Below are 23749 nucleotides of genomic sequence, written 5' to 3'. Positions count from 1 at the left end.
CACCACAGGACAGGAAAGTGGCTTTCCTGGCACCCCGGCCGGCCCAGTCCTGGGTCGCGTGTGACCGGGCAGACCACTGCGCAGACCCAGGTGTGTCCGCGCAGACCGCGCACGCTCTGCGAGGACACACCGGGCTCTGCGAGGTCGCCGACTTCCGGCCCTCGACCTACTCGCGGGCCGCGGACCCGAGCGCGCCCCAGCTGGGATTCACATCCCTCGTGGCGGCCCCGGAGGGCCATGGCGGACTTTCCTGCCCTTCCCACACCCAAGTGAACTGCGCGAACGGCACTTTCGAACGATAGGTTGGCCCGAAAGTGCCGTTCGCGCGCTTCCCGCGCTCGCCGAGGCGGGTGTGCTCGTCGAGCTGAGTGTGCTGAGGGCTGCCTCGACAGCCCTCAGCACACTCACGATCGGCCAGCCCCAGGGACCTCGGGCGCGGGTCCACCGCGGTGGCTGCAGCGATCCACCTGACAGCCACTTTCACGCAACGTGGTTGCATGAAAGTGGCTTTCTGACGCCCCGGGCGGCCGGGTGGGGTTGCCTGGAAAGTGGCTTTCCCGGCAACGTGTGCGTTTCGCACGCACCCCGACCTCGCCGGTGGAGTCACGGCAGCAGCGCCGCCCACGGCGACGCGTCGATCACCGGGATCTCGCGCGGCGGCCCGCCGAGCCGGACGGTGAGGGTCTGCGCCAGCCGCAGGATGGCGTGCGCGGCCGAGGCGGCGCGGATCCCGTCGACGGCGGCCTTCACCATGCTGACGCTGATCGCGCCCGCGGGCCCGCCGCCCGGGCCGAGCACGGCGACGCCGAAGCAGATCATGCCGAGCGCGGTCTCCTCGTCGTCGACGGCGTAGCCGCGCGTCCGGACGCGGTCGAGTTCGGGGCGGAGCTCGCGCAGGGAGTCGATGCTGTGCGGGGTGAGGGTGTCGAACCGGGCGTCGGCGTAGAGCGCCCCGACGCTCCCCGGCGGCAGTGCAGCCAGCAGCGACTTCCCGCTGGCCGTGCAGTGCGCCGGCAGCCGCATCCCGATCTCGTAGTGCACGGCGACGGGACGGCGGCCGTGGCGTGTGTCGACGTAGGTGACCTCGCGCCCGTTCAGCACGGAGAGCACGATCGTGTCGTCCGCGAGCAGCCCGAGCTCGCCGTCGACCCGCCGGAACTCGGCGGCGATGTCGGACCGGCTCAGGTACGACCGCCCAAGCTGGACGACCTTGAGCCCGAGCCGGTAGGTGCCCCCCGCGGTGCGGACGAGCATCCCCGATTCGACGAGCGTCGTGCAGACGGCGAGGCAGCTGCTCTTCGGCGCGCCGATCGCGCGGGAGAGCTCGGTGAGCGTCATCCCGTCGGACTCGGCGACGACCTCCAGCATGCGGACCGCACGCGCCACGGCGGGCACGGCCGGGCGGGTGGGGTCGTCGGTGTCGCTCACGGTGTGCGGGTCCGTTCTTCGCAGCGGAGCCCGCAGCCTATGCGTGTCCGGCGCCGACACCGAGGTGCCGCTCCAGCAGGTCGGCGTGAGCGTCCAGCTCGGCGGCCGTGACCTGCGCCGCGACCGTGCCGCGGTCGAGGAAGTACACCCGGTCGGCCACCCTGCGCACCATCGAGAGGTCCTGCTCGGCGATCAGCACGCCGACGCCGCTCGCGTGCAGCGCGGCGATGATGTCCCCGACCTGCCGGACGATCTGCGGCGCCAACCCCTCGCTGGGCTCGTCCAGCAGCACGAGCAGCGGGTTGGTCATCAACGCCCTGGCGATGGCGAGCATCTGCTGCTCGCCGCCGGAGAGCGTCCCGGCGAACTGCCCGGCACGCTCGGCCAGCCGCGGGAACAGCTCGTTGACCCGGTCCATCGTCCACGGCTCGTAGCCGGCCCGCGCCGGCCGCGCGACGACGGCGAGGTGCTCGGCGACCGTCAGGCTGCGGAAGATCCGCCGCCCCTGCGGCACGTACCCGATGCCGGCGCGCGCGATGTGGTGCGGCGCCTTGCCGTGCAGCTCGACGTCACCGAACCGGACGCTGCCCGCGGAGACGGCGGGCTCGGCGAGCCCCATGACGGCACGCAGGGTGGTGGTCTTGCCCATCCCGTTGCGCCCGGCCAGCGCGACGGCCTCGCCGGGCTCGACCGTCAGGTCGATGCCGTCGACGACGGGGTGGCCCTGGTAGCCGGCGGCCAGCCCGGCGACGGTGAACGTGCTCATGCGCTCTCGCTCTCACCGAGGTGGACCTCACCGAGATAGACCTCACGGACGGCGGGGTTGGTGCGCACCTCGCCCGCCGGGCAGTCGGCGACGAGCCGCCCGCCGGCGAGGCAGAGCACGCGGCGCACCAGCCCGAGCACGAGGTCGATGTCGTGCTCGATCAGCAGAACGGTGACGTCGGAGGGCAGGTCGCGGATGGCCTCGGAGATCAGCACGCGCTCGGCGGCCCCCAGCCCGGCCGCCGGCTCGTCGAGCAGCAGCAGCCGCGCGCCCGTCGCGAACGTGACGGCGAGCTCGACGAGCCGCTGCTGCCCGTACCCGAGCGCAGACACCGGGGTGTCGAGCTGTCCGGCCAGCCCGAACCGCTCGACGACGGGCTCGATCCGGTCGGCGGCCCGTGCGGCGAGCAGCAGGTTCTCCCGCACGGTCAGGGAGCCGAACAGCTCCGTGATCTGGAACGTCCGCCCGATCCCCATCCGGGCCCTGCGCCGGGCGGGCACCCGCGCGATGTCGTGGCCGGCGAACGCGAGCGTGCCGTGGCTGGCCCGCTCGGCGCCGCCGATCACGCGGAAGAGCGTGCTCTTGCCGGCCCCGTTGGGGCCGATCACCCCGACCCGCTCGCCCTCGGCGACGCTGAAGCTGACCTGCGCGAGTGCGCGCAGCCCGCCGTACTCGCGCCCGATGTCTTCGAGGTCCAGCACGGTCCTCGGCGCGGTCTTGAGTGCGTGGGTCACGGGGTGCCTCCCTGGTAGCCGCGGGAGAAGATGGGCCGGGAGAGGTACTCGTCGTAGCTGAGCCCGCCGGTGGCGCCGACGTCCGGGATGGTCTCGGTGACGGTGTTCCAGGGCAGGTTCCCCGGGCCCGCCGCGACCTCCCGCAGGTAGACGCTGTAGACCGGCTGGCCGCGGTCGTCGACGGTGATCGGGCCGAACACGCTGTCGGGGTAGTCGATCGAGCGCATCACCCGCACGAAGTCGGCCGCCTCGCCGACCTTGCCGCCGTTCGCCGCGATCGCCCGTGCCGTCCAGTCGACGGCGAGGTAGCCGCTGGCGGCGTAGTAGCTGGGCAGCTTCTTGTAGGCGCGCTGGAAGGACTCGCTGAACTTCCTGGTCAGCGGGTTGTCGCGGCCCTCGGCGAAGTGCCCGACCGAGACCAGCCCGACGGCGTCGGCGCCCACGCCGCGCAGCACGGCCTGGTCGAACGCGGGGTCGGAGCCGAGCAGCGTCGCGCGTCCGGACATCCCGAAGTCCTTCCACGCCTTCAGGAACTTCACGCTGTCCGCGCCGATCAGGCCGACGAACACGGCGTCGGCGGGCGTGCGTTGCAGCTGTGAGATGAACGGCGCGAAGTCGGAGCTGCCCAGCGGCGGCCAGATCTGGGAGATGAGCTCGCCGCCGGCGGCGCGGAACCGGTCGGCGAAGCCGCCGCAGACCTGCTGGCCGAACGCGTAGTCGGAGCAGATCGTGACGACCCTGCGGTGCCCCTTGGCGACGGCCCACTGCCCGAGCGGCGCGTTGAACTGCGGCGCCGTGCCGGTGACGGGGAACACCGTCGGGTAGTTCTCGTGGACGAACACGTCGCTCGTCGGGATGGGGTAGACCAGCGGGACCTCGGTGGTGGTGACGTACCGGCCGAGCGCGACGCCGACGTTGCCGGCCAGCGGCCCGATCACGAGGTCGGCGCCGTTCGCCTCGACCAGCCGCTTCGTCACCTGCACGCCGGTCTCGGTCGAGCCGTGGTCGTCCTCGACGAGCAGCTCGACCGGGCGGCCCGACATCGTGCCGCCGTTCTCGTCGAGCCAGAGGCGTGCGCCCTGCAGCATGTCGGTCCCGGCGCCGGCGAGCGGCCCGGACAGGCTGTCGACGAACCCGATGGAGAGCGGTCCGGTGGTGCGGTGCACGTCGACGTCGTCGGCAGCGGGTGGGGCGCAGGCCGCGAGCGCGAGCGCCATGAGGGTGATGGTGAACGCCCGGGCCCTCATCGGGCGCCCTGCGCGACGGGCTCCCGGGCCGGTTGCGGTGGGACGGCCGTTCTTCGTCGCAGCCGGCCGCGCAGGGTCCCGGAGATCCCGTCGGGGGCGAAGAGCACAACCGCGACCAGGATCAACCCCATGATCGTCGCCCACCGCTGCGTCTCTGCGGAGACGGCAGCGCGCAGGACCGTCAGCACGATCGCGCCGACGGCGGGTCCGAGGTACACCGACGACCCGCCCGCGATGACCATCAGCATGAACAGGATCGACATCGACAGGTGCGCCGTCGACGGGCTCACCACCGGGTAGTAGCCCGCGTAGAGCACGCCGGCGACGGCGGTCACGGTGCCGGAGGCGAGGAACGCGACGAACCGCTGCGCCGCGGGGGAGTAGCCCATGCTCGTCATCCGGGCCGCGCTGTCGCGGGTGCCGCGGATGCGCATCCCCGCCCGGGAGCGCTGGAAGTACCAGAGCACCACCGCGACGGCGACGAGCACACCCAGCACCAGCCAGTAGTACTGGTAGTAGCGCGTGACGCCGGCCGGCCGGACCCCGCTGACCGAGCCGTTCTCGCCGCCGGTGAGCGACGACCAGCGGTGCGAGAGGCCCCAGACGAGCATCCCGACGGCCAGCGTGATCATGAGGAAGTACATGCCGGTCGTGCGCACCGCCAGCGCGGCGACCAGCGCCGTCACCGCGATCGTCACGCCGATCGCGAACAGCCCGGACGTCGCGAAGCCCAGGTCGAGGTGCTGCTGAGCGAGCGAGGTCGCGTAGGCGCTGGTCGCGAACAGCCCGGCGTGCCCGACGGAGACCAGCCCCCCGAGGCCCATGAGGACGTTGAGGCCGAGCGCGACGATCGCGAAGATCGCCGCCTCGGTGGCGATGCCGACCCAGTACTCGCCGACCCCGTAGGGCAGCAGCACCGCGAGCACGACGAGAACGACCAAGCCGGTGACACGCATGTTCACAGCCGACCTCCGAGGATTCCGCGGGGCCGCAGCACGAGCACCAGCAGCATCGGCCCGAACAGCACGAAGTAGAGGAGGTCGGGCGCCAGCGCGACCCCGAAGCTGTAGACCAGCCCGACCACGACGCTCCCGACGACGGCGCCCTGCAGGCTGCCCAGCCCGCCGACGACCACGACGACCAGTGCGAACAGCAGCATCTCGGCGTCGGCACCCGGGTAGACGCCGAAGAACACCCCACCGACGACCCCGCTCGCGCCGGCCAGCAGCGCGCCGAGCACGAACACCGCGGCCGCCACCCTGCGCACGTTCACGCCCAGCGCGTCGAGCATCTCCTCGTCGTCGACGCCGGCCCGGATGATCGCGCCGACGCGGGTGCGGCGCAGCAGCACCGCCAGCCCGATCATCACGAGCACCGCCGCGACGATCACGGCGAGCCGGAACCGCGGCACCACCAGCCCGCCCAGCTCGACGCTGCCGGCGAGCGCGGCGGGCGGGGCGATCGTCAGGGAGTCGCCGCCGAACTGCGCCAGCGCGAGATCGGCGAGCACGAGCGAGATGCCCACCGAGAGCAGCACCTCCGACAGCTCGATCCCCCGCACCCTGCGGAAGACGAGCCGTTCCAGCACCCCGCCGCCCAGCGCGACGCCGAGGGCACCGGCCAGCAGCGCGAGCACCCAGCTGCCGGTCGCGCCCAGCGTCACCAGCCCCAGGTAGCCGCCCCACAGGTAGAAGCTGCCGTGCGCGAGGTTCAGCACGCCCATCAGGCTGAAGATCAGCGTGAACCCGCTCGCGACGAGGAACAGCAGCCCCGCGAAGCTCAAGCCGTTGAACGTGGTGAGGAGCAGTTCGCCACCGGACATCACCCGTCTCCTTCCGGTTGATCGCACTCGGGCTCGGACTCGGGGTCGGTCCACCGCGGGACGGCCGGTGCGTCCGACCGGTCCGGCCAGAGCCGGTCGGCCGCTTCGTCGAGCGCGCGCAGCACCCGCTCGGGTGTGATCGGCTGGTGCCAGACGCGCGCGCCTCGCTGGGCGAGCGCGTTGTTCACCGCGTTGTGCACGGCCGCGGGCGCGCCGGCGGCGCCGGCTTCGCCCGCACCCTTGACGCCCAGCGGGGTGGGGCTGGGCGTCTCGATGTGGGTGATCCGGATGTCCGGCAGGTCGGGCGCGGCGGGCAGGAGGTAGTCGAGCAGCGTCGAGGTGAGCAGCTGCCCGTCGCCGTCGTAGTGGAGGCGTTCGAGCAGCGCTCCGCCCACACCCTGGGCCACGCCGCCACGGATCTGCCCGTCAACGATGTCAGGGTTGATGAGCACACCGCAGTCCTCCACGCAGACGTAGTCGACGATCCGGACGAGCCCGCTGCTTTCGTCGACCTCGACGACCGCCCCGTGCGCGCCGTTGTTGAACGTGACGTTCGGGCCGCGGTACTCGCCGATAGCCGCGAGCGCGACCTGCAGGTCGTCGGGGAGCTGGTGGGTGCGCCAGTGCGCGACCTCGGCGACGTGCGCGACGTCGATGCGGCTGTCGGGAGCGCCCGCCACCCGCACGGCGCCGTCGACGATCTCCAGGTCGCTCGCGTCGACCTCCATCAGGTGCGCTGCGATCGCCAGCATCCGCGCCTTGACCTCGCGCGCGGCCGCGGCGGCTGCGCCGGAGCTGACCACGGCGGAGCGGCTGGCCCAGACGCCCGTGCCGTGCGGCATCGTGCGGGTGTCGCCGCTGAGGACGTTGATCCGGTCGAACGGGATCCCGAGGTGGTCGGCCACGACCTGCGCCGCCGTGGTGTGCAGGCCCTGGCCCTGCCCGGGGGTGCCGAGCAGCACCGTTGCCGTGCCGTCGGGCTCGACCCGCACCTCCACCTGGTCGTGGGCGGTGATCGGGGCACCGCGGGCGCCGTAGAACGCGACGCCCGGCGCCGTGACCTCCACGAAGCAGGCGATCCCGACGCCGAGCAGCGTCCCGCGCCTGCGGGCGGCCGCGGCATGCCGGCCGATGTCGATCCGGTCGACCAGGCGCTCCAGCGACTCCCGGTGCGAGCCGGAGTCGTACACGTGGCCGGCCGCGGAGGTGTAGGGGAGCTCCTCGGGCTTCAGGATGTTGCGCCGCCGCAGCTCGGCCGGGTCGAGCTTGACCGCGCGCGCCGCCTCGTCCAGCAACGCCTCCATGACGAGGATCGCCACCGGGTGCCCGACCGCGCGGTAGACCGCGAGCGGCGCTTTGTTGGTGATCGCCACCCGCAGGTGCGAGCGGTAGGCCGGCACCCGGTACGGGCCCGGCATGATCGTCGAGACCTGGATGCCCTCGGTGACCATGCTGCGCGGGTAGACCGAGTACGCGCCGCCGTCGCTCACGATCTCCGAGCGCAGCCCGATGATCGTCCCGTCGCCCGCCAGCGCGATCGCTGCCCGGACCCGCTCGTCGCGGGCCTGCGTGTCGGACTGTAGCGACTCGGCCCGGTCCTGGATCCACGACACCGGCCGGCCCAGCAGCATGCTGGCCGCGCAGGTCGCGATCTCGTCCGGGTAGACGTGCGCCTTCATGCCGAACGCGCCGCCGACCTCGTCGGTGAGCATCCGCACGGAGTTCTCCCGCAGGCCGAGGATCTCCGCGAACGCCGACTGCAGCATGTTGGGCGCCTGCGTCGAGATCCGCACGGTCAGCTCGCGCGCGACCGGGTCGTACTCGGCGAGCACTCCACGCGGCTCCATTGCGGTCGCGGTGTGGCGCGCGGTGCTCATCGCGACCTCGACCACGGCCGTGGCCTGCGCGAACGCGGCGTCCACCGCGTGTTCGTCCTTGGTGCCGAACCACGACTCGAATGCCAGGTTGGCGCCCAGCTCGTCGTGCACGAGCGGGCCGCCGGGCTCGAGCGCGGCGATCGGGTCGACCACCGCGGGCAGCTCCGCGTACTCGACGTCGACCAGCTCGGCCGCGTCCTCCGCCTCCGCCCGGCTCGCCGCGACGACGATCGCGACCGGCTCGCCGACGTGGCGGACCTTCCCGGAGGCGAGCGGGCGCTGGTCGCCCGCGGCCAGCCCCGGCCAGTCCAGGAGGCCCTTCCACGGTGTGCAGAGCGGGTCGAGGTCGGCAGCGGTGAAGACGGTGGCACCGGCCTGCACGGCCTCGGAAGCGTCGGTCGCGACGATCGTCGCGTGGGCGACGGGGGAGCGGACGAACGCCGCGTGCAGGCAGCGGGTGGGGCGAACGTCGTCGACGAAGCGGCCGCGGCCGAGCAGGATCTTGGGGTCCTCGGAACGCCGGACGCGGCGCCCGACCCAGCCGTCGGTGAGCGTCACCGGTCTTCCCCAGCATGCTCCGCTGCGCGATCGGCCGAGAAACCCTCGACGGCGTCGACGATCGGCTGGTACCCGGTGCAGCGGCAGACGTTGCCGGAGAGGCGCTCGCGGATCCGGTCGCGGCTCATGTCCGGCTCCTCGTCGACGGCCGCGAGGGCGGCCATCAGGAACCCCGGCGTGCAGAAGCCGCACTGCAGCGCCTGGTGGCGCCAGAACCGTTCTTGCAGCGGGTGCATCGTGCCGTCCGGCGCGGCCAGCCCCTCCACGGTCCGGACCTCGCGCCCGTGGGCCTGCACCGCGAGGGTGAGGCACGAGCGCACGGGGTTGCCGTCGAGCAGGACGGTGCAGGCCCCGCAGACGCCGTGCTCACAGCCGAGGTGGGTGCCGGTCAGGCCGAGGCCGTGGCGGAGGTAGTCCGCGAGCGTGGTCCGCGGCGCGACGGCGGCGCTCTCCGTGCGGCCGTTCACCCTGGCCGTCACCGGTGCCGGCTCGTGCGTGTCACGCACGGGCGGCCGCCCTGCTCGTGGTGGTGTCGTGGGCGCGGTCGGCGGCCTCGTCGAGCGCCGCGGCGACCAGCCGGGCGCCGGCGCGGCGGCGGTACTCGGCGGAACCGTGCAGGTCGCCGAGCACGTCGACGCCGGTGAAGGCCAGCTCGGCGGCCTGCTCGACGCTGAGCCCGTCGACGATCTCGCCGAGCAGCGCCTCCTCGGCGGCGGTGGCGCGCACCGCGGTGGCGGCGACGCCGAAGAGCACGACGCGGGCGTCGTGGCAGCGCCGGGAACGGTCGACGTCGAGCACGCAGATGACGCCGACCAGCGCAAAGTCGCCCGAGCGGCGCGCGATCTCCCGGACCGACCAGCCGGCGGACGCCGCGATCGCGGGCAGCGTGGCGGCGGCGACGAGCTCGCCGTCGTCGATGGAGGTGGTGTAGGGCCCAGCGACGAACTCGGCGGCGGGGACGACCCTGCTGCCGTGTGCGGCGACGAGCTCGACCGACCCCTCGACGGCGAGCAGCAGCGCCGGCAGCTCGGCAGCAGGATCGGCGTGGGCGAGCGAACCGCACACCGTGCCGCGGGTGCGGATCTCGACGTGCCCGATCCGGGCGAGGCAGCTCCTGATCAGCGGGTGCACGCCGGGATCCGTCTCCAGCGTGCGGGTGGTCACGGCGGCGCCGACGGTCACTCCGCCGTCGTGCACCTCGTGGTGGCGCAGGTCCGCTGCCGTGCTGATGTCGACGAGCACCTCCGGCACCGACATCCGCAACGCCATGAGCGGCAGGAGGCTCTGGCCGCCGCCGAGGACCCTGGCCTCCGGCCCGTGCACGGCCAGCGCATCGACGGCGTCGGCGAGCGAATCCGCGCGGTGGTAGGCGAAAGCGGGCAGCTTCACGACACGCGTCCTCCTTGACGGGTCTCGCTGTGTTCGAGATGCGGAACAGCGTGCGGCGTTTCGAACGGGAGGGAGTCTTTGGGAGACCTGGTTGCGGAGTCAACCGACCGGGCGGTCGAACCTGTCCGTCGGGTGAGGAAACGGACGAGTGGTATACCAATCGACGTGTCGCTCTCCCTGCCGCCGCTGGGCCGGTCCACCACCCGGTCCGATCTCGTGGCGGCCTCGATCCGCACGGCGATCCTGTCGGGGCAGCTGAAGCCCGACGAGGTGCTGGTCGAGCGCAAGCTCGCCGACCTGCTGGGGGTCTCGAAGACGCCGGTGCGGGAGGCGCTGATCGCGCTGACGTCGTCGGGGCTGCTCACGCCCACCCGTGGCCGCGGGCTGGCGGTGCGCCGGCTGGAGGACGCCGATGTCCGGCGGGTCTACGAGATGCGGGTGCTGCTGGAGCCGTGGGCGGCCGGGCGGGCCGCGGAATCACCGACCACGGACGTCGAGGAGGCGGCGCGGGCGCTCGACGAGGCGGCGCGCTGCGCGCAGGCGGGCGACCGGCTGGGCCTGATGCTGGCCAACCGCCGGTTCCACCGGCACCTCTACGCCGGGTGCGACAACCCGCTCGTCGTCACGGCGCTGGACGACCTGCAGGATCTCACCGCGCTCGGCATCGTCACGCTGCTCTGGGAGCAGTGGCCGACGTGGCAGGTGGAGGCCGGCGAGCACCGCGACATCCTCGCGGCAGTGAAGGACCACCGCCCGGAAGCGGCGGAAAAGCTGCTCCGAGAGCACATCGAGAGCTCGATCAAGCGCCTGGCCTGACCGGGTAGACCGTCGACAACGACGTTCTGGTCGTTTGTTAGCGCTAACAACAGCCAAAACGTCGTTGTCGACGCTTCAGCGGGTGCGGTACTCGCGCAGCGTGTCGGCGTCGGGCGGGTAGGTGCCGCGCAGCGGGGCGCCCGCGTCGATGCGGTCGAGAACGAACTCCTCCAGCCGTTCCTGCTCGACGGCGTCGGCGGCGACCTCGTCGGCGAGGTGGCGGGGCACGCAGACCACGCCGTCGGCGTCGCCGATCATGATGTCGCCGGGGTAGACGGGCACCTCGGCGCACCCGATCGGCACCTGCATGTCGACGGCGTGGTGCTGCGCGAGGTTGGTGGTCGCGCTCGCGCCGGCGGCGAACGAGGGCAGGTCGAGCGCCGCGAACCCGGCGCTGTCGCGCACGGCGCCGTCGGTGACGACCCCGGCGGCGCCGCGGCGCAGCAGCCGGGTGGCGAGGATGTGCCCGAGCGACGCCGCCCTCGTCCGGCCGCGGGCGTCGACGACGAGCACCTGTCCGGGCCCGACCGACTCGACGGCTTTGCGCTGCGGGTGGTCGTAGTCCTGGAACACCGAGAGCACGTCGAGGTCCTCGCGCGACGGGATGCAGCGCAGCGTGAACGCCTCACCGACCATCCGCGCGCGTCCGGGGTTCAGGGGCGTCAGGCCGTGCAGGAACGTGTTGCGCAGCCCGCGGGCCATCAGCTGTGTCGTGACGGTCGCCGTGCTCACCACGGCGAGCCGCTCGAAGGTTGCGGGGGAGAGCGGTGTCATGGGGGTGCCTCGCACTTCTGGTCTCGCGTGTTGTCGACAACTTTGGTATACCAATACACCAAGATACCGCAGACCTCGACGGCGAGGAGTGACGATGAGCGACCCGGCGCGTCCCGAGGCACCGGCAAGCGCCCCACCGGCGGCGAGCTTCCTCGGCTACCTGACGGCATTCGGGCCCGGCATCGTCGTGGCGCTGAGCTGGGTCGGGACCGGCGACCTGATCGACAACTCGGTCGCGGGCGGCAACTACGGCTACGCGCTGCTCTGGGTGCTGCCGCTCTCGCTGGTGTTCCGGTACGTGTTCGTCAACGCGCTGGGCAAGTACCCGCTCTACAACGTGCAGCGCGACCCGAGCATCGTGCGCGGGATCGCGCGGGCGCACCCGGCGTTCGGCTGGCTGATGCTCGTCTCGTTCGTGATCTACACCCACATCCTGATGGCCTTCACGCTCAGCGGCGTGGGAGTGGCCCTGGAAGGGCTCTTCGGCGGGCTGCCGTCGTTCTGGTGGGCCGTCGTGGGCGCGCTCTCCGTGTTCGCGGTGACGCTCAAGGGTGCGTACCTGCTGGTCGAACGGATCTTCAAGGTCATCCTCGTGGTGATGGTGCTGACGTTCGTAGTCGGCATGATCATGGTGGGGATCAACTGGGGCGAGCTGGTCAAGGGATTCGCGTTCGAGCTGCCGGCGCAGCAGGGGCTCTTCGACTCGGGGCTCGTGGCGTCGAGCCTGGTGCTGGCGACGCTCGGCTCGATGGCCAACCTGTTCTACCCGGAGTTCCTGCGCGAGAAGGGCTGGACGACCCCGGCGCACCGCAAGGTCCAGCAGTACGACCTGCTCTTCGGCACGGTCGTCGTGCTGTTCCTCGGCGTCGCGATCTGGGCGATCGGAGCCGAGGTGCTCTTCGGCAAGCAGGGCGTGAGCGACGCCGGCGACATCGCCGGAGCGCTCGGCACGGCCGTCGGCCCGGTCGGTCCGTACATCTTCTACCTCGGCCTGCTCGGCGCTGCGTGGACGACGGTCGCCGGCTCGATCTTCGCGCTCGGCAAGATGGTGGTCGAGTCGCTGCACGTCGTGCGCCCGCACCGTGCCGAGCGGTACCCCGGTGCCCCCGCGAAGGACCCCATCTACCGCTGGATGATCGTCTGGGGCCTGGTCGCGGTGCTGTGGTCGCTGCCCGGCGCTCCGGGCTTCATCGCGCTCGTCGTGGTCTCCCACGTCCTCACGTCACCGTTCCTGCTGCTCATCGTGATCGCGCTGATCGTCGTGCTGAACCGCGCCGACATCATGGGTGTGCACCGCAACAGCTGGAAGGAGAACGTCGGGCTCGGGCTCGTTGCCCTGTTCGTCGCCGCGGCCGCGGTGCAGGGGATCACGAAGGCCATCACGACGATCGCGGGCTGATCACCCCGCGCCCATTCCGGTCGGTGTCGGAAGAGACACCCAGAGTGGTCGCTAACGCGCGTCCGCGCGGAAGCGACTCTCCACACGGGCCGGGAAGAGGCACCCCCGCACGGGGCCGCCGCAGCAGTCGTATGCGGCGGGCGGGGCGAGGAGGGGAACGTCCGTGTCACTTGCGGGCAGATCGGATGGCGCTTGTTGTACTCCTTCGACCATGCGCCGCTGAGGCGTCGCTACCGCGAAATTCTGTTGCCTGCACTTGACGCCGTCACCTGGGCTGTTGCCCTATTCGTCGGCACCTGGTCGCGATTCGACGGCGACCTTTCCGCGATCGATCTCAACGCAATCCTGCTGGCATTGGTGATCGCTGTTCCGGCCCAATGGGCGGGCGGTGTGCTGTCCGGCGCCTACCGCGGGCGGCACTACCCGGGCAGCGCCGAGGAGGCCGTCACGCTCGCGCTCGTCGCGGCCGGCGTCGCCGTCGTGCTCACGGCCGTGGCGGTCGCCGCACCGCTGCAGCTGCCCCGATCGGTGCCCTTTGCCGCCGCGCTGGTGATGATCCCGCTCGCCGTCGGGGCGCGGGTGCTCTGGGTGATGGCGAAGGAGGTGCGTGGCCGCAGGGCCCGCACGCCGATGCGGCCGGTGATCGTGTTCGGGGCCGGCGACGCCGGCCGCCAGCTGATCCGGGCGATGCACGCAGACCCGCGAGGCAGCTACCGACCGGTCGCCGTGCTCGACGACGACCCGGCGCTGCGCCACCGCAAGGTCGCGGGCATCGCGGTCGGCGGCGGCAGAGCGGACATCGCGGAGGTCGCCGCCCGGACGGGAGCCGGGCGGTTGGTCATCGCGATGCCCAGCGCCGATCCGTCCACGGTGGCCGAGATCGCGGAGGCCGCCGCGCAGGCCGGGCTCGGCGTGCAGGTGCTGCCACCGCTGAAGGAGCTGTTCAAGGACTGGGTCGGGCTCAGCGACCTGCGCGACCTGGACGTCACCGCGCTGCTGGGCCGCCGGCCCGTCGACACCGACGTCAGCGCGATCGCCGGCTTCCTGCGGGGACGCAAGGTGCTCGTCACCGGGGCCGGGGGCTCCATCGGGTCCGAGCTCTGCCGCCAGATCGACCGGTTCGGGCCGGCCGAGCTGATGATGCTCGACCGCGACGAGTCCGCCTTGCACGCCGTGCAGCTCTCGATCAAGGGACGGGCGCTGCTGGACACGTCCGACGTCGTGCTCGCCGACATCCGCGACATCGGCGCACTGCACGACATCTTCCAGCTCAGGCAGCCGGACGTGGTGTTCCACGCCGCCGCGCTGAAGCACCTGCCGATGCTGGAGCAGTACCCGGAGGAGGCGTGGAAGACCAACGTGCTCGGCACGCAGAACGTGTTGGAGGCGGCGCTCGGCGCCGGTGTCGACCGGTTCGTGAACATCTCGACGGACAAGGCGGCCGACCCGATCAGCGTGCTCGGGCGGTCGAAGCGGGTCGGCGAGCGGCTCGTCGCGAGCGTCGCGACCTCGACCGGCCTCCCGTACATGTCCGTGCGGTTCGGCAACGTGCTCGGCAGCCGCGGCTCGGTGATCACGACGTTCGCGGAGCAGATCAGCAGCGGCAAGCCGCTCACGATCACCCACCCCGACGTCACCCGCTTCTTCATGACTATCCCCGAGGCCGTCGAGCTGGTCGTGCAGGCCGGTGGGATCGGCCGCCCCGGCGAGGTCCTCGTGCTGGACATGGGTGCGCCGGTGCGGATCGTCGACCTCGCGGAGCAGCTGATGGCGCTGGCCGGGCAGACCTGCCCGATCGTCTACACCGGACTGCGCGTGGGCGAGAAGCTGCACGAAGACCTCTTCGGGGCGGGCGAGCAGGACCTGCGCCCCCTGCACCCGGCGATCTCCCACGTCGACGTGCCGGCACTGGACCTCGACGAGATCGCCGGACTCCCGATGGTGGGCGACCCGTCCGGTTCGATGATCGAGCTGACCGGTGGGCGGCAGCCACACAGGCCCCGGCTCGCAAGCGCCGGCGGCGGCTCGGGCAGGGCGGGCTCGGGCGGGGCGGCCGCACACGCGGAAGCGGCGCCGTAGCCGGCCGAGCGCGGCGTCGACGACCAGTAGAAGGTCCCCACCGTTTTGCCAACTTGCACACCCGCAGGGGCGTGCAGGTTGGCAAAACGGTGGGGAAGTTCGGGCTGTTCCTGCGGCACGACGTGGTGCGCCGCTACGCGGTCTTGCCGAGCACCCGCTTGACGCCTTCGAACGTGTGGTAGCGGAGTCGGGCCCGCAGCGGCCCGACCCCGGACCAGGTGACGAGCGCTCGGAACTGCTCCGTCGAGGTCTGGCGGGTGATCGCGATCCGCTCCAGGCAGGCGCCTTGCTCCCAGCGCCGGTTGGGGCCGGGGAGCGAGCCGAGCACGTGCGTGTAGCCGGTCCGCAGGGCGGCGAGGTGCTCCCGCTGGCGGCCGCGCCCTTCCGGGAAGGACACCGCGGTGACCCGGCTGCCGGCCCACTGCTGCAGCACCTGCCGGCTGGTGACCAGCTCGTCCCGCAGTTCGTCCGGGGTGAGGACGGTCAGCGGCCGGTGCGTGCGGGTGTGGCTCTGCACACCCATCCCGGCTGCGCTGAGCACCGCGCCGTCCCCCGGGCCGACGCGGCCCACCGTGCCGATGAGGTCGGACACCACGAAGAACTCCGCGACCATTCCGCGCTCGACCAGCATCGGCAGCACGACCTCGACGTTCGAGACGTCGCCGTCGTCGAACGTGAGGACGATCCGCTTGTCGGCTGCCGGTCCGTCCACCTCGTCGAGGCGCCGGGTGCGGTACCCGGCCTCGGAGATGGCGTCGAGCTGCCGCGCGAAGTCGTCGCGCCGGACGCTGGTGACGGGATGGAAGTGCCCGCGCTCGGCCGGCCCTTCGGGGTCGTCGTGCACGCCGTGGTAGAGCAGGACGGGCGTTGCGGTCGCGCGTTGACGGCGAGTCGTCGCCCCCCACGCTCCCGGCGCCCGGTACCCCTCCACACGCCCCCTCCTCGCTCTGCGCGGTGGCGACGCCTCACCGTCGACGGGTAACTCGCACCGAACTGCGGCCGGCGTTAACGACGGCGACGGTGATTTTTCAGCTCGTCGACTCGAGGAACGTGAATCCCGTATGGCAATCGTGCGTGCATTTGTCGACGGGTCCGATGTGGTCGAGCCACCAGTGCCCGCCGCGCCAGACGAGCCGTTCCCGCCAGCAGAGCCGGCACCATTCCTCGGGGATGGTGGGGCCCAACGTCCCGTCGGGGGCGTCGGCGGGAGGGGGTGCCACGCGGGCGAAGTCAGCGGGTCGAGGCGAGGTCACAGCACCGTGCTCCCGTCACCGTCCATCTCACCGACCGCCAACCCGATCGCTACGTAGAGTGGTCGCGAGGAGAGTACAGCAGCTCGAACAGGTCGGCCCGGCCAGCAAACCTTGACACCCGTCCAGCCCATCCGTTTCACCCGCGTTGGGGACGTCGTCCCTCGAACGAGGTTCGGGACGTAGGTCAGGAAGCGGGGGTCCCGGCGCGCGCCGCCAGCATCGCCTCCACCTCGTCGAGCCGCTGCGCGTAGCGCGGCCACGCGAACCCGCTGCTGGTGAACGCCGCCCGGGTCTCGGTGGCGATCCGGCGCGCTTCGTCGACGTCGCCCGAGGCCAGCGCGAGCGCGGCCGAGACGGGGCGCGCGGTGAACCACGACGTCGTGCCCGGTTGCAGGGTGCGGTAGGCCTCGTCGAGCAGCTCACGCGCCTCGCCGAGCTCGCCCTTCATGATCAGGACGTCGGCCAGGTCGGGGGCACCCGCTCCGGAGCCCGGCTCGCTGGTGGTGACGGCGGTTCGGCCGTGCGCCTCGGCGTCGTCGAGGCGTCCTTCGGCGATGGCGACGCTCGCCCTGACCATGGCGTTGGTGGGCATCACCTGGTGGTCGTCGATGCGGCGGGCGTACTCGTCGGACTCGTTGGCGAGCCGCAGCGCCTGTTCGTGGTCGCCGGTGCCCAGCAGCGCCTGCGCGAGGTTGCAGAGGCTCACGGACAGGCGTGGCTCGTCGCCGCGCTCCTTGTCGATCGCGATCGCCACGCGGTACTGCTCGGCGGCCCGTTCCGGCTCGCCGGAGATCAGGTACGCGGTGCCGAGCGCGTCGGCGAAGGTCGCGGCCCTGCGCAGGAGACCGGCCGCTCTCGCCAGCTCCTCGCCCGGCGCGAGCGCGGCGATGGCGGCCGCGGGCCGGCAGCGTTGGATGTCGACGAACCCCAGGTAGTAGCGCACGGCGAGGGCGAGCTCGGGGTCGTCGATGGTCGCGGTGATCTCGGCGGCGGCGGCCAGCAGCTCCGCCGCCTCGTCGAGGCGCTGCGCCTGCAGCGCGTGGTAGCCGTGGGCGCTGAGCGCGCGGGCCTGCTCGGCCGGCGCGAGCCCGGGCGCGCCCGACAGGCGGGCGAAGTGCCGGACGGCCTCGCGGAACCACCCGCGCGCCACCCACGGCGTGTGCAGGGCGTTCGCGAGCCGTAGCGCGTCGGTGGCCCGCTCGGTGCCGGCGGCCAGCTCCAGCGCCGAGAGCAGGTTGGGCCACTCGGCGAACACCGCGGTTACGGCTCCGGGGGAGGCGAAGTCGTCCTCGCCCAGCTCACGGACGTACTCGAGGCACCACCGCAGGTGCCGCGCGCGCATCGCGTCGGTCTCGTCGCTGCCCGCCAGCTGCGCGAGCGCGTAGTCGCGCACCGTCTCCAGCAGGGTGAACCGCTGCCCGCCGGTTGCGGTGCTGCCCACTGCTGTGACGAGGCTCCGGTCGACGAGGTCGGCCAGCGCCGGCGCGACGTCACCCGTCTCGTCCTCTGCCAGCGCCGCGACGAACTCGGCGGCTTCGAGGCTGAACCCGCCGGTGAAGACGCCGATGCGGCGCAGCACCGTGCGGCTCGGCCCGTCGAGCAGCTCGTGGCTCCAGTCGAGCGCTGCGCGCAGGCTGGTGTGGCGCCCGGCCGCGTCCCGGCGACCACCGATGAGCAGCCGCAACCGGTCGCTGACCCGGCCGGCGAGCTGGGTGACCGAGAGCGTCCGCGTGAGGCCGGCGGCCAGCTCGATCCCGAGCGGCAGCTCGTCGACGGCGGCGCAGATGGTGGCGACGGCCTGTTCGGTGGTGGCGGGATCGGCGGGGAACGCGTCGGCCGACGCGCGGTCGGTGAACAGCGTCATCGCGGCCTTGCGGGGCAGGGGCGAGACTCGGCGCTGGGACTCCTCGGCCAGCAGCAGCGGCCGCTGCGACGTCACGAGCACGGTGAGGCCGGGTGCCGCGGTGCGCAACGCCTTCACGGTGGCGCTGACCTGCTCGACGAGGTGCTCGGCGTTGTCGATCAGCAGCAGCGCGCCGTCGATGGCGGACGCGACGGCGCGGATCGCGTCGCCCGCGCCGGCGTCGACGCCCGCGGCGGAGTTCAGCGCTGTCGCCATCGCGTCCTCGCGCTGCACGGGGCCCAGCTCGACGACGACGACGTGCCGGCCCTGCTCGGCGATGCGGGCCGCGGCCTCGATCGCGAGCCGCGACTTCCCGCTGCCCGGCCCGCCGACGAGCGTCACCACACCGGGCTCCTGCAGCTGGGCGGCGAGCGCGGCCAGCTCACCGTCGCGGCCGAGGAAGCTGGTCGACGGCGCGGTGATCGGCGGCCGGGCCTGCGGTGTCGCGGGTGGCACCGTCGCAACAGCCGAGATGGGTGCGGTGGCCACAGGTGTCGCGAGCAGGCCGGGGTCCTGCCGCAACAGGCGCAGCTCCAGCTCGGCGGTGTCCGGCGCCGGGTCGACGCCCAGCTCGTCGGCGAGCGCGCGGCGCAGCTTGGCGAGGCGGTCGAGCGCGTCCGCCTGCCGGCCGCTGCGGTAGAGGGCGTGGGCGAGCAGCCCGGCGATCGGCTCGTGCAGGGGGTACTCGCCGGCGAGCGTCGCGAGTTCGGCGATCAGCTCGCCGGCACCGCCCAGGGCGATCTCGGCGCGCAGCCGGTGCACCGTGAGCTCGACCCGCCACGCGTCGAGCCGTTCGGACTCCATGGCCGCGAACGGCACAGTGCGCAGGTCGCCGAGTGACGAGCCGCGCCAGCAGGCCAGGGCGGTTCGCGCGGCCTCGCGGACGGTGTCGTAGGCCCCCGCGCGGGCGGCCGCGTGCATCCGGTCGGCGGCGGCCTGCGCCGCGACGAGGTCGCTGGTGTGCGCCGCGGCCTGGTACCCGGCCGGGGAGCGGGAGATGGTGGCGGCGTGCTCACCGAGCGTCGCGCGCAGCCGGGACACCACGACCCGCAGCCGCGCGGTGAGGCGGTGCGGTTCGAGGTCGCCCCACAGGTCGGCCGCGAGCCGCTCGTCGGGGACGGGATTCCCACCGGCGATCGCGAGCCGTGTGAGCACGGCGCGTTCGAGCATCCGGTCGACCGTGAGGGCGTTCTCCCCGGCCATGATCGACGTGGGACCGAGCACGAGAACGTCGAGGCGGGGCTTCGGCACGGATCAAGGATGACACCACGCGCCCGTTTGATACCGGAGGGTCAACGCACCGGGTGGCGGCGGTCCCGCAGGGCGGGCAGGAGCGCGGCAACGACGATCGCGGTCGTCAGCCCGAACGCGACGGGGTAACCACCCGCCCCGGCGACGGCACCGAACCCGGCCGCACCCGCTCCGTAGCCAGCGTCATACCCGAGGTTCCACAGCGCGCTGACCGTGCCGTACGCAGTGGCGGGCGCGCGGTTGTACATGATCATCATCGAGGCGCTCTGCGCGACGCCGAACCCGGCCCCGAAGAGCAGCATCCCCGCGACGGTCGCGACCGGCGACCCCACCAGCAGCGCACCCGTACCGACGGCGACCGCGAGCACCCCGGGCACGAGCAGCCGGGCCGGGCCGTGCCGGTCGCCGTAGCGCCCGGCGAGCCAGCGGGCGACGGTCGCCGTCACCGACTGCCCGAGCAGCGCGATCGCCGCGATCTCGCCGACCGCCAGCGGGAGGAACGTCGCGGTGATGCCGGCAGCGGTCGCCGTCGCCGCGAAGATCAGCGCGGGCCGGCGCAGGCCCGGGCTGCGCAGCGCCGAGCCGAGGCTGCTTTCCTCGTTGCTGCCTTCGTCGTTGCCGCTCCCGTTGCCGATCACGGCCGGCACCCAGCGCAGCGCGGCGATGCCGGCGAGCGCGGCCAGCCCGCCCCCGACGAAGACGGCGGTGTAGCCGACCTGCGCGACCAGCCAGATCCCGGCCGGCAGCGCGACGATCGCCGGGATCCCCGCAACGATGCCGTACAGCCCGAGGCCTTCCCCGCGCCGCTCCGCCGGCATCAGCGAGGCGGCGACCGCACCCGCGACGACGACCACGATCGCGAAGCCGACGCCGCGGGCGAGGCAGATCAGCAGCACCGCGGTGAGGTCCGAGGCCAGCGGCAGCAGCAGCGCCGGCGCCCCGAGCAGCACCAGCCCGAGCCCGAACGCGGTGCGGTAGCCGATCCGGGACACCAACCACGCGGTCGCGAACTCCGCGGTGACGGTCGCGAGCATCATCACGCCGGTGGTGAGGCCGGCGCCCGCCTCGCCCGCCCCGACGACCCCGGTGAACATCGGGATCGTGGAAAGCAGCAGGTAGAAGCTCACCAGCGCACCGAAGTTGGCGGCGAAGACCGCCGCGAGCGGGCGGGACATGATGCCGGTGCGGACCGTCGATGTGCTCATGGGAAGAGCCTGATCCGGATCGGGCCCCGCGGAATCGGGGCGGACCACGGACGCACCACGGACCGGCTACGGAAACCACGGTCACGGCCTCCGGTACGTCAGGAGGGCCAGCGCGCCACCGACGGTCCGGGCGTCGACCAGCTGCATCGGCAGCTCGCCGGTCACCCCGGCGAACAGGCCCGCGCCGGACCCGAGGACGACCGGGCAGACCATCAGCCGCAGCTCGTCGACGAGGTCGACGTCGAACAACGTACGGACGAGCCGTCCGCTGCCGTAGACGACGATGTCGCCGTCCACGTCCGCCTCGAGGCTCTTCAGCCCTGCGCTGTCGACGACGGTTGTGTTCTCCCACGTCGGGGCCCGGAGATCGGTGGCGACGACGTGCTTGGGCAGGGTGCGCAACCGGTCGGCCCAGGCGCCCGTCCGGCTCGGCCAGCCGGCGCCGACGAACCACTCGTAGGTGCGGCGGCCCATGAGCAGTGCCGCGGCGCGCACCGCCTCCTCGTGCAGGACTGCTGCCCACGCCTCCCGGTCGAGGCCGGGCAGCCGGTTGAACCAGCCGCTGTGGTCGAAGGCGCTCTCACCGATCGGGTCCTGCACAACCCCGTCGATCGTGACGTTCTCGCTGACGATGATCTTCCCCATGCTGGTTCTCCTGTGGTGTGGTCGGCTTCCACCGGTATGGACACCGCAAGACGCTCATTGGGGCCGTTCGGGAGGAGCGCCCCCTTCGCGGGCCGGCCGGTGTCGGTACGGGAAGGAGGTGAGCGGCGATGGGCGAGGTGGCCCTGATCGCGCGGGCGCGGGCGGGCGACGACACCGCGTTCCGCGAGCTGACCGAGCCGTATCGCCGGGAGCTGCTGGTGCACTGCTACCGGATGCTCGGGTCGCTGCAGGACGCCGAGGACGCGCTGCAGGACACCCTGCTCGCGGCCTGGCGCGGCCTCGACGCGTTCGAGGGCCGGGCGTCGATGCGCACCTGGCTGTACAAGATCGCCACCAACCGCTGCCTCAACCTGCGTCGATCCGCCGGCCGGCGGCCCGCGAAGGGGTGGGACGTGCCCGGTGTCGAGCCGCCTGCGCCGACCCGGCACGGCGACGTCGTCTGGCTGGAGCCGTTCCCGGACGTCCTGCTCGACGAGTTGCAGGGCCCGGAGGCCCGCGCGGAGCGGGCCGAGTCGGTGACTCTGGCGTTCGTGACGGCGCTGCAGGTGCTGCCGCCGCGCCAGGTCGCCGTCCTCGTTCTGCGTGACGTGTTGGGGTTCCCGGCGGGCGAGGTCGCCGGGATGGTCGGTTCGAGCGTCGAAGCGGTCAAGGGGGCGCTGAAGCGGGCGCGGGCGGGCCTGCGGCAACGGTTGCCGGCCGACGCGCGGGAGCCGGCGCCGGCGGTCGGCTCGCCCGCCGAGAACGCGGTGGTGGCGCGGTTCGTCCGCGCGTGGGAGGCGGCCGACCTCGACGCGCTGGTGGCGCTGCTGACCGACGACGTGTTCATGTCGATGCCGCCGATCCCGTTCGAGTACGAGGGCCGCGACGTCGTCGCCCGGTTCTGCGCCAGCATCTTCCGCGCGGGCCGGCGGTTCGACCTCGTCGCGACGCGGGCGAACGGGCAGCCGGCGTTCGGCGCGTACCTGCGCTCGCCGTCCGGGGTGAGCCGCGGCGCCGGCCTGTACGTCCTGACGCTGTCGGGCGACCGTGTGAGCGCCATGACGCGGTTCGAGAACGGGGTGCTGCCGAGGTTCGGGCTGCCGCGCTCGATCGGGGGAGGATGACGCCATGGCGAACGGCTCCCCGGAGATCGACCTCAGCGTGGGCGACCTGCAAGCGGTCACCGGCTTCGCGGTGACGTGCGCGACGACCGCGCTGGCGATCTTCGAGGAGGTCCGGCCCGACGACGGGCGCCCGCGGACCGCCATCGAGGTCGCGCGCGCGTTCGCGGACGGCGGCAGGCGGACGAAGGCGATCCGGGACGGTGCGTGGGCTGCGCACCGGGCGGCGCAGGAGGCCCGCGACGACGAGCAGGCCGCGGCGAGCGCCGCCGCGCGGGCGGCGGGTCACGCGTGTGGGGCGGCGTACCTGCACCCATTGGCGAAGGCGACGCAGGTCGGGCACATCCTCGGGTCGGCTGCCTGCGCCGCGCCGGCGCGGGAGCTCGTTGCCGGCGACGACCCGGCAGTCGCCGCCGAGCACATCGCGCAGGCCGTGGCGCTCGCGCCGGCGGTCGTGGTGGACGTCCTGCGCCGGTTCCCGACGGCGCCGTCAGGTGGCGGGCGGGTCGGGGAGCTGATCCGGGAGCTGGATTCGGCGCTCCGCTAGCGCACCGGCTCACAGGTTGATCATCGCGAGCTTCGCCGGGTCGGTGGTGGCGGATATCGCGGTGATGCGGCCGTCGACGACGGTGAACGCGAGCACCGAGAGCGGTGTGCCGTCAGCGCGCCACGCGACGAATCCGGGACGGCCGTTGATCAGCGCGGCCCGTGCTCCCGCGGCCCCGCCGGCGGCGATCCGGGCGCCGGCGCCGGTGGCGACCTTGGTGGCGCCGATGACGACGACCGCGCCCTCGGGGCGGTCGATGGTCAGCTTCACGTCGGGGTCGAGCAGCCGCAGGAGGCCGTCGAAGTCGCCGTCGCGGGCTGCGGCCAGGAACGCCTGGACCACATCCCGCTGCTCCCGGGTGGCCCGTGCCGGCCGGTCGGTGGCCTGCACCTTCTTGCGCGCCCTGCTGGCCAGCATCTTCGTCGCGGCGGTCGAGCGGCCGAGGATCCGGCCGATCTCGTCGAACGGCACGGCGAACAGGTCGTGCAACACGAACGCCAACCGCTCGCTCGGCCCGAGCGACTCCAGCACGACGAGCAGCGCGAGCCCCACCGAGTCGGCGAGCGCGACGTCGTCGTCGGGGGTGGGGGAGTCGTCGAGGGTCACGACGAGGTCGGGGAGCCGGTCGTCGTAGGGCGACTCGGGGTGGGTGCGGCGCGACCGCAGGACGTCGAGGCTGATCCGCCCGACCACGGTGGTCAGCCAGCCGGCGAGGTTGTCGATGGCCGCGTCGTCCTGGCGGGAGAGCCGCAGCCACGCCTCCTGCACGACGTCCTCGGCGTCGGCGTGCGAGCCGAGCATGCGGTACGCGACCGCCCGCAGCCGGTCGCGCTGCGCCTCGAACGCCGTCGCCGCGTCGGTCGGGCTGGTCTCGGTCATGTTGTTACCTTCCTCGGCTCTGCTCCGTCGTGGGTGATGACGAGCCCGGAAGGGCA

At 72.9% G+C, this 23749-nt stretch carries 21 protein-coding genes; 5 read left to right on the top strand and 16 right to left on the bottom strand.

From position 1 onward, the window contains the following. Positions 1-603: 603 nt before the first annotated feature. Genes LL648_RS35860 through LL648_RS35820 form a run of 9 tightly spaced genes read right to left on the bottom strand, consistent with a single transcriptional unit; the run spans position 604 to position 9821 of the window. Positions 604-1428 (bottom strand): IclR family transcriptional regulator, encoded by an 825-nt coding sequence (locus LL648_RS35860; RefSeq protein WP_232667282.1) that lies wholly within the window; start codon positions 1426-1428, stop codon positions 604-606. A 37-nt stretch (positions 1429-1465) separates the two neighbouring features. Continuing rightward, entirely contained in the window at positions 1466-2194 is a 729-nt protein-coding gene (locus LL648_RS35855; RefSeq protein ID WP_232667281.1) for an ABC transporter ATP-binding protein, read from the bottom strand. Beyond that, positions 2191-2928 (bottom strand): ABC transporter ATP-binding protein, encoded by a 738-nt coding sequence (locus LL648_RS35850; RefSeq protein ID WP_232667280.1) that lies wholly within the window; start codon positions 2926-2928, stop codon positions 2191-2193. Before LL648_RS35850 ends, LL648_RS35855 begins: the two co-directional genes overlap by 4 nt. Next, on the bottom strand, positions 2925-4175 hold the full coding sequence (locus LL648_RS35845; RefSeq protein WP_232667279.1) for an ABC transporter substrate-binding protein: 1251 nt from the start codon (positions 4173-4175) through the stop codon (positions 2925-2927). The genes LL648_RS35850 and LL648_RS35845 overlap by 4 nt, the downstream gene beginning before the upstream one ends. Further along, on the bottom strand, positions 4172-5131 hold the full coding sequence (locus LL648_RS35840) for a branched-chain amino acid ABC transporter permease (protein WP_232667278.1): 960 nt from the start codon (positions 5129-5131) through the stop codon (positions 4172-4174). Before LL648_RS35840 ends, LL648_RS35845 begins: the two co-directional genes overlap by 4 nt. Positions 5132-5133: 2 nt before the next feature. Continuing rightward, positions 5134-5997: a branched-chain amino acid ABC transporter permease gene (locus LL648_RS35835; RefSeq protein WP_232667277.1), complete on the bottom strand. Its 864-nt coding sequence runs from the start codon at positions 5995-5997 to the stop codon at positions 5134-5136. Next, complete coding sequence (locus LL648_RS35830) at positions 5997-8432, bottom strand: xanthine dehydrogenase family protein molybdopterin-binding subunit (protein ID WP_232667276.1); 2436 nt, start codon at positions 8430-8432, stop codon at positions 5997-5999. The genes LL648_RS35835 and LL648_RS35830 overlap by 1 nt, the downstream gene beginning before the upstream one ends. After that, a complete protein-coding gene (locus LL648_RS35825; protein ID WP_308190439.1) occupies positions 8429-8938 on the bottom strand; it encodes a (2Fe-2S)-binding protein in 510 nt (169 codons plus the stop codon). Before LL648_RS35825 ends, LL648_RS35830 begins: the two co-directional genes overlap by 4 nt. Next, positions 8931-9821, bottom strand: a complete 891-nt coding sequence (locus tag LL648_RS35820) for an FAD binding domain-containing protein (RefSeq protein WP_232667275.1) — start codon at positions 9819-9821, stop codon at positions 8931-8933. Before LL648_RS35820 ends, LL648_RS35825 begins: the two co-directional genes overlap by 8 nt. A gap of 165 nt (positions 9822-9986) precedes the next feature. Here LL648_RS35820 and LL648_RS35815 point away from each other — a divergent pair, with 165 nt between their 5' ends. After that, positions 9987-10637, top strand: coding sequence for a GntR family transcriptional regulator (locus tag LL648_RS35815; protein ID WP_232667274.1), 651 nt, complete (start codon positions 9987-9989; stop codon positions 10635-10637). A 75-nt stretch (positions 10638-10712) separates the two neighbouring features. Here the strand turns inward: LL648_RS35815 and LL648_RS35810 are convergent, their stop codons facing one another. Continuing rightward, positions 10713-11411, bottom strand: a complete 699-nt coding sequence (locus LL648_RS35810; RefSeq protein ID WP_232667273.1) for a ribonuclease activity regulator RraA — start codon at positions 11409-11411, stop codon at positions 10713-10715. A 94-nt stretch (positions 11412-11505) separates the two neighbouring features. Here LL648_RS35810 and LL648_RS35805 point away from each other — a divergent pair, with 94 nt between their 5' ends. Then, positions 11506-12810 (top strand): Nramp family divalent metal transporter, encoded by a 1305-nt coding sequence (locus LL648_RS35805; protein WP_232667272.1) that lies wholly within the window; start codon positions 11506-11508, stop codon positions 12808-12810. A gap of 357 nt (positions 12811-13167) precedes the next feature. Then, positions 13168-14889 carry a polysaccharide biosynthesis protein gene (locus LL648_RS35800; protein WP_232667271.1) on the top strand — a complete coding sequence of 574 codons (1722 nt, stop codon included), beginning with the start codon at positions 13168-13170 and terminating at the stop codon, positions 14887-14889. Positions 14890-15022: 133 nt separating this feature from the next. On the opposite strand, the gene LL648_RS35795 is transcribed toward LL648_RS35800, so the two are convergent. The 5 genes from LL648_RS35795 to LL648_RS35775 all read right to left on the bottom strand — a co-directional run bounded on the left by LL648_RS35795 (position 15023) and on the right by LL648_RS35775 (position 21146). Further along, positions 15023-15820 carry a polysaccharide deacetylase family protein gene (locus tag LL648_RS35795; RefSeq protein WP_232667270.1) on the bottom strand — a complete coding sequence of 266 codons (798 nt, stop codon included), beginning with the start codon at positions 15818-15820 and terminating at the stop codon, positions 15023-15025. A 97-nt stretch (positions 15821-15917) separates the two neighbouring features. Continuing rightward, positions 15918-16109: a hypothetical protein gene (locus LL648_RS35790; RefSeq protein WP_232667269.1), complete on the bottom strand. Its 192-nt coding sequence runs from the start codon at positions 16107-16109 to the stop codon at positions 15918-15920. A gap of 217 nt (positions 16110-16326) precedes the next feature. After that, positions 16327-19296 carry a BTAD domain-containing putative transcriptional regulator gene (locus LL648_RS35785; protein WP_232667268.1) on the bottom strand — a complete coding sequence of 990 codons (2970 nt, stop codon included), beginning with the start codon at positions 19294-19296 and terminating at the stop codon, positions 16327-16329. 41 nt (positions 19297-19337) lie between these two features. Next, positions 19338-20501, bottom strand: a complete 1164-nt coding sequence (locus LL648_RS35780) for an MFS transporter (protein ID WP_232667267.1) — start codon at positions 20499-20501, stop codon at positions 19338-19340. 81 nt (positions 20502-20582) lie between these two features. Further along, entirely contained in the window at positions 20583-21146 is a 564-nt protein-coding gene (locus LL648_RS35775) for a dihydrofolate reductase family protein (protein WP_232667266.1), read from the bottom strand. 128 nt (positions 21147-21274) lie between these two features. On the opposite strand from LL648_RS35775, the gene LL648_RS35770 reads away from it, so the two are divergent. Next, complete coding sequence (locus LL648_RS35770; protein WP_232667265.1) at positions 21275-22270, top strand: sigma-70 family RNA polymerase sigma factor; 996 nt, start codon at positions 21275-21277, stop codon at positions 22268-22270. A 4-nt stretch (positions 22271-22274) separates the two neighbouring features. After that, a complete protein-coding gene (locus LL648_RS35765) occupies positions 22275-22814 on the top strand; it encodes a putative immunity protein (RefSeq protein WP_232667264.1) in 540 nt (179 codons plus the stop codon). A 9-nt stretch (positions 22815-22823) separates the two neighbouring features. On the opposite strand, the gene LL648_RS35760 is transcribed toward LL648_RS35765, so the two are convergent. Beyond that, a complete protein-coding gene (locus LL648_RS35760; protein ID WP_232667263.1) occupies positions 22824-23693 on the bottom strand; it encodes a sigma-70 family RNA polymerase sigma factor in 870 nt (289 codons plus the stop codon). Between the last annotated feature and the right edge of the window lie 56 nt (positions 23694-23749).

Origin of the sequence: Pseudonocardia sp. TRM90224 (assembly GCF_021245725.1) — a bacterium.
Taxonomy (GTDB): domain Bacteria; phylum Actinomycetota; class Actinomycetes; order Mycobacteriales; family Pseudonocardiaceae; genus Pseudonocardia.
This window is presented reverse-complemented; position numbering and strand designations above follow the sequence as displayed.